This window comes from Variovorax sp. 01T439_2 (assembly GCF_056398445.1).
In genome coordinates this window covers 1-7088 of the sequence record NZ_JBFTPJ010000219.1, presented here as the reverse complement: position 1 = coordinate 7088, position 7088 = coordinate 1, and the positions used below count along the sequence as shown (strand labels likewise).

Annotated in this window: 13 protein-coding genes; 12 read left to right on the top strand and 1 reads right to left on the bottom strand. The window is 61.0% G+C overall.

Annotated features, from left to right (window positions below):
• From AC1DOC_RS12595 to AC1DOC_RS12545, 11 genes are all read left to right on the top strand, one after another.
• Positions 1-264: single-stranded DNA-binding protein (locus tag AC1DOC_RS12595; RefSeq protein WP_478129882.1), on the top strand; the 264-nt coding region annotated here is incomplete at its 5' end.
• Positions 265-275: 11 nt separating this feature from the next.
• Positions 276-470: a hypothetical protein gene (locus AC1DOC_RS12590; RefSeq protein ID WP_478079430.1), complete on the top strand. Its 195-nt coding sequence runs from the start codon at positions 276-278 to the stop codon at positions 468-470.
• On the top strand, positions 467-712 hold the full coding sequence (locus tag AC1DOC_RS12585; protein ID WP_478079431.1) for a hypothetical protein: 246 nt from the start codon (positions 467-469) through the stop codon (positions 710-712). Before AC1DOC_RS12590 ends, AC1DOC_RS12585 begins: the two co-directional genes overlap by 4 nt.
• 205 nt (positions 713-917) lie before the next feature.
• Positions 918-1100 carry a hypothetical protein gene (locus AC1DOC_RS12580; protein ID WP_478079432.1) on the top strand — a complete coding sequence of 61 codons (183 nt, stop codon included), beginning with the start codon at positions 918-920 and terminating at the stop codon, positions 1098-1100.
• A 115-nt stretch (positions 1101-1215) separates the two neighbouring features.
• Entirely contained in the window at positions 1216-1365 is a 150-nt protein-coding gene (locus tag AC1DOC_RS12575) for a hypothetical protein (protein WP_478079433.1), read from the top strand.
• Between the two features lie 79 nt (positions 1366-1444).
• Positions 1445-2398, top strand: a complete 954-nt coding sequence (locus AC1DOC_RS12570) for a rolling circle replication-associated protein (RefSeq protein ID WP_478079434.1) — start codon at positions 1445-1447, stop codon at positions 2396-2398.
• A 418-nt stretch (positions 2399-2816) separates the two neighbouring features.
• A complete protein-coding gene (locus AC1DOC_RS12565; RefSeq protein WP_369663539.1) occupies positions 2817-3032 on the top strand; it encodes a major coat protein in 216 nt (71 codons plus the stop codon).
• Between the two features lie 62 nt (positions 3033-3094).
• A complete protein-coding gene (locus AC1DOC_RS12560; protein ID WP_478079437.1) occupies positions 3095-3232 on the top strand; it encodes a hypothetical protein in 138 nt (45 codons plus the stop codon).
• 1055 nt (positions 3233-4287) lie between these two features.
• Positions 4288-4614, top strand: coding sequence for a hypothetical protein (locus AC1DOC_RS12555; RefSeq protein WP_478084379.1), 327 nt, complete (start codon positions 4288-4290; stop codon positions 4612-4614).
• Position 4615: 1 nt separating this feature from the next.
• The gene (locus AC1DOC_RS12550; protein WP_369663537.1) at positions 4616-4957 is read left to right on the top strand and encodes a hypothetical protein; all 342 of its coding nucleotides are present in this window, start codon (positions 4616-4618) and stop codon (positions 4955-4957) included.
• The gene (locus AC1DOC_RS12545; RefSeq protein ID WP_478084381.1) at positions 4954-5838 is read left to right on the top strand and encodes a zonular occludens toxin domain-containing protein; all 885 of its coding nucleotides are present in this window, start codon (positions 4954-4956) and stop codon (positions 5836-5838) included. The genes AC1DOC_RS12550 and AC1DOC_RS12545 overlap by 4 nt, the downstream gene beginning before the upstream one ends.
• 164 nt (positions 5839-6002) lie before the next feature.
• Here the strand turns inward: AC1DOC_RS12545 and AC1DOC_RS12540 are convergent, their stop codons facing one another.
• On the bottom strand, positions 6003-6230 hold the full coding sequence (locus AC1DOC_RS12540) for a hypothetical protein (protein WP_478079440.1): 228 nt from the start codon (positions 6228-6230) through the stop codon (positions 6003-6005).
• A 71-nt stretch (positions 6231-6301) separates the two neighbouring features.
• Between AC1DOC_RS12540 and AC1DOC_RS12535 the strand changes: the two genes are divergently transcribed.
• Positions 6302-6865, top strand: a complete 564-nt coding sequence (locus AC1DOC_RS12535; RefSeq protein ID WP_478079441.1) for a recombinase family protein — start codon at positions 6302-6304, stop codon at positions 6863-6865.
• The last annotated feature ends 223 nt before the right edge of the window (positions 6866-7088 follow it).

Below are 7088 nucleotides of genomic sequence, written 5' to 3'. Positions count from 1 at the left end.
ACTCGCAACATGACCGGTGTCGGCAAGACCTCCAACAAGCCGTACAACCTCGAATTCCAGACGGTCTACGTGCACACCATCGGCAAGGACGGCAAGCCCGCTCCTTTCCCCGAAAAGCTCGAAATCATTCTCGATCGCAACGAGCAGGGCCAGCCGCTGGTCTACGCCGTTGGCGAGTACCTCCTGCACCCCTCCAGCTTGTACGTGGATCGGACCGGGAGCCTCGCGGTGGCTCCGCGCCTCGCTCCGTTCGCCAAGAGCTGAAGGGGTGCACCATGCTCGTCAATCCTGACGCGCTGCACGCCGCCCGGCTCGCTCTCCTGTCGGCCGCTGTTGAAGCCGCGTTCAAGGCGGCAGTCGAGGACGGCTATGACGGTCTGAGCATCGAGGCTACTGTGGACGAAGGCGTGACCGCCATCGACCTCACGTACACGCAACGCGGCGTGCCCATGGGAGGGCAATCGCTGTGAAGGGCACGCATACCACGCTCGCGCAGATGGCGCTGTCTGTGCGGCGTCCAAAGCGGCCATCTCCTGAACAGCTGCTTCTCGACCTAGGCGAATGCGCCCGTGATGCCGTCAATGCATCCGTCGAAGCAGTGCACCGCGCCAACGATTTGGTTCGGCTCTATGCCCGTCACTCTGGCCTCACGGAAGAACAAGCGCATCACGTGCTGTTCGCTCCTGGCGGGGTCAAGGAGAAGCGGGAATGACCGCGCCGCGCTACGTGGCGTTGTGCCAAGACTGCAACGCCCCTCACATGTTCGATACCGAGGCGTTGCAGCTGCGTGCGCATCGCGGCCAGATTGCCTGCGGTGATTGCATGGGCGAGCTGTGCGCTTGTGCTTCGTGTGTCGCTGATGCTCCGGTGCAGGCCTTGGCTCCGCGCTCTGGCCTTCTCGGTGAGGGAGAGTCGTTGTGAAAGCGCTCAAGGCCATCACCTTGGAGCGCTTCGCTGACGCAAGCGCCATCGTCTGCAACATTGCCCTTGGCACGGCTGGTGCGATGTTCACCGTCTTGGTCATCATGGACATGTTTGCGTGCGCTGTTGACGTTGGCGCGTATCGGCAGATCGCAATCGACTGCGTGAGGTCGCTGTGATTCGCGGCGTCATTGCCCTCTGCCTGTCTGGATTTCTCTGCATTGCGGCGGTCCAATGCGCTCAGGTTTGTGCTGGCGTGGATACGCTGACGGCTGTGACAGCGGGGTGCGCGCAATGAGCACCTTCGCCCGCAATTTCCTCCGCCTTCGTTTCTGGCTCGAAGGCCTCGACGGTGCCGAGCACCGCTCTCTTTCTCCCTACGAACAGCGCATGGCCGACCGCCTGCGCTCTGAGGCCGGATGGCTGATCGAGGCATCGCTGTGATGCGCGATTCAACTGACCGTCTCATTCTTTGCTTGGTGTTCGCTATGGTCGTGTTGCTTGTCTTCATTGGGCTGTTTGGATGACCTACCTAGGCGCCCATCAAGCCTCCGTCGATGCCGCCCGCGCATCCTCCATGGAGGCGCTTCGCGCGTTTTCGCAGCGCCAGACCGCGCGCGATATGCAGACCGCAGAAGCGCGCGCAGCGCGCGGGCTTGTCTCAGTATCAACAAGTGGTTTTGCTGCTCTCCCAACCGCCATGCGTTGGGCTGAGCAGTGCATCACCATCGACCGGCATCAGTCCCGCGTGACTCGTATGCGCAAGGGCGTCGGCGTCGGCGCGAAGTGCCTCCTGAACCTCGGCGAAGGTGACAGCGGCAATAACGTGATGGTCACGCTCACGTATCGCGGCACCAATGCCGATTGGAAGCCGCGCCACGTGTCCGACTACATCCGCAAGGTCCGCGAGTGGTTCAAGGATCGTTGCCCCGGGCAGCGCCTGAAATACCTGTGGGTCGCCGAACTGCAAGACGGCAAGCGCCGCGAAGACGGGCAGGGCAGGGGAGTCATTCACTACCACGCGATTTTTTTCCTTCCACAAGGCGTCTCGATGCCCATGGCTGACAAGCGCGGCTGGTGGACGCATGGCTACACCAACACCGAGAAAGGTCGCTCTCCCGTGGCCTACCTCATGAGCTACGCCAAGAAGGCGGACAGCAAAAACATTGGAGGGTTCCCCCGTGGATCACGTCTCTACGCAGTCGGCGGCCTGGATGCTCCTGGCGCTGCTATCAAGCGCTGGGTTCTTTGGCCTGCTTATGTGCAGGGCAACGCTTCGGTCAACGACCGCTTCCGACCTGCGCCGGGAGGCGGCTACATCAATGCTGAGACCGGCCAGCTTCTCGAATCTGAGTTCGCACCAACAGGCGGCGGTTTTTCTAGCTTTATCCGAGTGCGGACTACCCCACGGGCTGTCGATGCGTCAGGTCCGTTTTCGTGGTGGTCACGACCCGATGACAAGCCTACGTTGCATTGAGAGCAAACCATGACCGTCGATCAATTCACCGACCTCATTGGGCACATCAATGCCGGGCTTGCCGTCCTGCTGTTCGCGCTCGGCTTCATCGGAGGCCAGCAATGAAAGCGCGAATCGTTGCGTGGGTCATCGTCCTGGGTCTGGCGTATGCGGGCTATTCCTTCGCCTCGAAATGGGACAACCCGTGGGGCAAGGTCGCTGTGCCTGTCACTGCGGTGATGCCCTCCATGCCGCAGTGCGGAGAGGACTGCAAGAAATGACTGCTCTTGTCGCTGCGTACCTCAGTGCATGGGCCTTCGGCTACGTCCTCGGCTTCAAGCTCAAGATGATCCGCATCACCTTGGCAGCCGCCTAGAAATTGCCGTTCGGCAAACTGCTGCCAGTCGGCTACTGGCGTGTTCTTTCAGGAGTGTTTTCTATGAACAAGCGTTTCGCACAAATCGCGGCCGGTGCAGCCGGTCTGGCCGGTTCCGTGTCGGCCTTCGCGGTCGATCCGGCCACCGGCCTGGAAGCGGTGTCGAGCCTGTCCGGTTCCAGCACCGGCTACGGTCCCGTCATGTTCGGCCTCGCCGTCACGGTGGTCGGCATCATGATTGGCGTGAAGTGGATCAAGCGCGCACGCGGCGCCGCTTAAGCCTCGGGCTTTTTCTGGTGGGCACCCTCACGGGTGTTCACTGGTAAACGTCTGGAGCAACCATGGACCGCATCGCGCTTCTCTTTCTCGCTTTGGCACTCGCCGCCTGTGCAGCAACCAACCGCCGCGATGATGCGTTTAAGGATCGCATTCGTGCCTGCGGGACCGTCATCGGCCCGTGCGGGAGTCAGGTGTGGTGAGGCTGCTTCGCGGTCTTTTCTGCGTTTCCGTTCTCCTGCTGTCTAGTCTTGCTGCGCATGCGCTTGTGCCGCAGATTCAGACGTGGCAATCGTGGTACAGCGGTGGCGGTCCGCATTTGTATGGCTTCTCTAGTTGGTCTGCGGGGTGTCTTGGTCAAGCCGATGTGGTGAATGACAAGGCAAAGGCGCAGGGCTATAAGTCGGGGACCGCGATCATCGTGACCGTCGATTCCAATTGCCAGGGTCAGTACACGAGGTTTGACAATTCGACGTTCAACAATGCTCCCATTTCGGTGGTGGCTGATGTGATGGCGTGCCCAGCGAACAGCGCTTCAGTCACAGGCGGTTGTCAATGCAATGCAGGCTATGACGAAAGCGGCGGGCAATGCGTTGCGCACGTCAACCAGTGCACTGGAAAAACCGGCGTTGTGAGTATTCTGAATTGGACGGAGGGTTATACGCGGTCACCTGATGAGGGTGATCGTCAGGCGGTGGGTCCGATCATGTCGCCGCCCCCTAGTGGGGAAGTGTGCGACGGTGGTTGTGCTGTTTCTTTGCAGACGAGCGGCCCCGGTGTCCAGCCCTACGTGAGCCAGTCGCCGACTGCCAACGGCCTCTATCGGCGTTCGGTGGACTACCCGAGTCTTGGTCTTGGTAAAGAGTGCACGATGGGTGCCGCCGATGCTGGTGCAAAGAAGGAAACGCCGCCTCCGGAATGTCCTGGCTCCGTTGGTGAGGTGGGTGGCAAGCCAGCTTGTGTAGGTACGGCTGCAAAGCCTATTTCCCCCACGCCGTTGGGTGCGGCCCCTGGTGCTGCGCCAAATGCTGGCAATCCGCCTGCTGGTGGCAAGCCAGCGAGTGGTGATGGTTCGGGTACAGGTAGTGCAGGGCGCACGCCTGGTACGGGTTCTGGGGACGCGAGGGGAGGTCCTAGCGGTGCTGGTGTGGGTGGCAAGGGCGGTGGTGCTGGGGGCACGGCATCGTCTTCTGCGGGTGGTACTGGTACGGGAGAGACGCCGACGCCCTGCGGTGCACCTGGGCAGGCGGAATGCGCGGTGAAGGTCAATGAGAAAGGTACGCCTGACGGTGCGGGCACCACCTACGACACCGCCAAAGCCAAGCTCGATGAAACCAAAACCAAAAACGATGAGCAGTTGACGAAAGCTGCTGGAACTGGTGACAAAGGCTTCTTCGAACCTGTGCGCTCCATGTTCTGGGCACCGCCCGTCGCCGCCTGCGAAACCTTCGATCTCCCGCAACAGGTCGGCAGTCTGAAGCTCGATCCGTGTGGTGTGGTCGATGGCGTTCGCATGGCGATGGCCCTGGTGTGGGCCGGTGGCGGCTTGTTCCTGTGTCTCGGAATGATCAAGAGGAGTTTCTGACATGCCTTTGCTCGCTGCTTTCATCGGCTCCCTCGCCAGTGGCCTGGCTACGCTGTTCGCCACGCAGATGGCGTACACCACGGCGCTCAAGCTCGCGGCCTATGTCACCTGGATCACCGTCGCGGGCGTCTTCATCGCCTCCGTCTTCGTCTGCTGCTCGGCCCTCTACGGCATGCTTGGTAGCGTGAGCGGTGGCGCAGGCTGGACCCGCTATCTCTGGATGGGCCTCGGCATGTTCATCCCGCAGAACGCCGGCGCGGTGATGGCCTGCGTGGCCTCGGTCTGGATCGCTTCCAGCGTCTGGAAGATTCAACGCATCGGCATCGAGAACTTCTCGAAATGACCGACTACGCATTGGCCGGCAAGAAGGGCACCGGCAAGAGCAAAAACGCCGTTCGCCTGTTCCGCGATCGCTACCTCAGGCGCAAGCGTCGATGCGCCACCAATCTTGACATCGACCTCAAAGCCATGTTCGGTGTGCACTCGAAGCAAACTTACGTGCGCGTGCCCGACAAGCCCACCGCGTTCGATCTGCTCGCGGCCGGCCATGGCAATCCCGAGAGCTACGATGAAGATCTCAACGGCGGGCTGTTCCTTGATGAAATGGGCACCTGGCTCAACACCCGGACCTTCGCCGACAAGGAGCGTGCTGCCACCCTCGATTTCTTCGCGCATGCACGCAAGCACGGATGGGACACCTACTACATCATGCAGAACGTCCTGCAGGTCGATAAGCAGCTGCGCGAAGCCTTCATTGAGCAGACCGTGCGCCACACTCGATTCGACAAGGTTCGCGTGCCCTTCATCGGCTGGTTGCTCGCGCTGCTGTTCGGCGACAAGGCCGGCTATCTCCCTCGCTTTCACCTGGCTGTGGCCCGCATGGGCACCAACCCGCAGGAAATGGCTGCGGACCGCGCGACCTACACCGGCAAGGACATTGAGAAGTGCTACGACACCCGCCAGGTCTTCAAGCACGACTACCCGCACGGCACGCACTCGGTCCTCTCGCCCTGGCACATCGAGGGTCGCTTTCTCGCGCCCGAGAAGCTTGGTTTCTGGGCTCAAGCATGGTTGGCCTTGACCAAGCCGGAAAAGCCCGCCAAACGGGCGCCCAGGACCTTTGACCCGGGGTGGGCACGCGTCGTCAGCCTGTGCCGTCAGTTGCCGCCCGCCGAGCGGCTCGGCGTCATGGCTCGATACGCGAGGGCAAGCGCGGGCCGGTAGCCCTGCGCTAGCGGGGCGGACGGTCAAGCGCCGCCGTCGCCGCTCGTGGTCCAGTTCGTCATCCCCCTTGAACTCGCCCCCTCATTGCTAAGCCGGAAGTTCGGGGACCCGCTTGCGGGGGAAAGACCCTCGTGCACCCTGTACCCGGCAATTCGTCGCTGCGATCAATCTGCCCGCATGTCTGGAAGGTTTGCCGTTGGTGCTTTGCCTGGCTCTCTTCGCCCGTTGCTTCGGCCTTGTGCCATGCCCTCTTTGACTCCGTCTCGCACCGCGGCTTTGACTACGAGATAGAGCACATAAAACAAGGCTGTGGTGATCACTGCACCGATCACGGCCTGAAAGATCAGACCTTGCCACATGGCGTTTTGAAGTTCCTGAAGATGCCTATCCATTCCCGCTCCTCAACGTGTTGTTGCCAAATGTRCTATGCTATGAAAACAATAGCGCTTAGTGAGGCGGGCTGATGTTGGTTGGCTATGCGAGGGTGTCCACGAATGAACAGGAAACGCAGCTTCAGCTGGACGCATTGAAAGCGGCGGGAGTCCGCACGATCTATGCGGAGAAGACGAGCGGGATTGGCCCTCGGCCAGAGCTGCACCGGGCGCTAGGTGCGCTGCGACCTGGTTACACGCTGGTGGTCTACAAGGTGGATCGGCTCGCCCGGAGTCTCAAGGACCTGTTGCATCTGCTCGAGCGTTTGCGTTCAGGCGGTGCGTCGTTGCGATCACTGACCGAGCCGGTTGACACTTCGTCAGCGATGGGCGAGTTGGTGCTGCAAATTCTGGGAGCTGTTGCGCAGTTCGAACGGTCGATCATCCGGGAGCGCTGCGAGGCCGGTCGGGTTGCAGCGAGGGCAAGGGGGGTTAGATTCGGGCGACAGCGGATGTTTTCCAAGACTGAAGACCGATTGGCCTTTGAGCTTTACACCCGTGGGAATCTGAGTTTCAAGGAGATAGGTGGGCTGCTTGGTGTGAGCTACACCGCCGCCAGGGACGCGGTTCGGCGGGAGATTGCCTTCCGCCGCTGACCGAAATTTTTAACGTACATTGAGTAGCAATTCTAGGAGCCACCATGATCAAAGTCAGCATTCCCGCAGTCGTCACTCGCAACATGACCGGTGTCGGCAAGACCTCCAACAAGCCGTACAACCTCGAATTCCAGACGGTCTACGTGCACACCATCGGCAAGGACGAACAAGCCGTACAACCTCGAATTCCAGACGGTCTACGTGCACACCATCGGCAAGGACG

Coding starts and splice junctions, on each gene's coding strand:
- AC1DOC_RS12535 (WP_478079441.1), top strand. CDS start 6,302: ATGTTGGTTGGCTATGCGAGGGTGTCCACGAATGAACAGGAAACGCAG.
- AC1DOC_RS12550 (WP_369663537.1), top strand. CDS start 4,616: ATGCCTTTGCTCGCTGCTTTCATCGGCTCCCTCGCCAGTGGCCTGGCT.
- AC1DOC_RS12565 (WP_369663539.1), top strand. CDS start 2,817: ATGAACAAGCGTTTCGCACAAATCGCGGCCGGTGCAGCCGGTCTGGCC.
- AC1DOC_RS12570 (WP_478079434.1), top strand. CDS start 1,445: ATGACCTACCTAGGCGCCCATCAAGCCTCCGTCGATGCCGCCCGCGCA.
- AC1DOC_RS12545 (WP_478084381.1), top strand. CDS start 4,954: ATGACCGACTACGCATTGGCCGGCAAGAAGGGCACCGGCAAGAGCAAA.
- AC1DOC_RS12590 (WP_478079430.1), top strand. CDS start 276: ATGCTCGTCAATCCTGACGCGCTGCACGCCGCCCGGCTCGCTCTCCTG.
- AC1DOC_RS12540 (WP_478079440.1), bottom strand. CDS start 6,230: ATGGATAGGCATCTTCAGGAACTTCAAAACGCCATGTGGCAAGGTCTG.
- AC1DOC_RS12575 (WP_478079433.1), top strand. CDS start 1,216: ATGAGCACCTTCGCCCGCAATTTCCTCCGCCTTCGTTTCTGGCTCGAA.
- AC1DOC_RS12560 (WP_478079437.1), top strand. CDS start 3,095: ATGGACCGCATCGCGCTTCTCTTTCTCGCTTTGGCACTCGCCGCCTGT.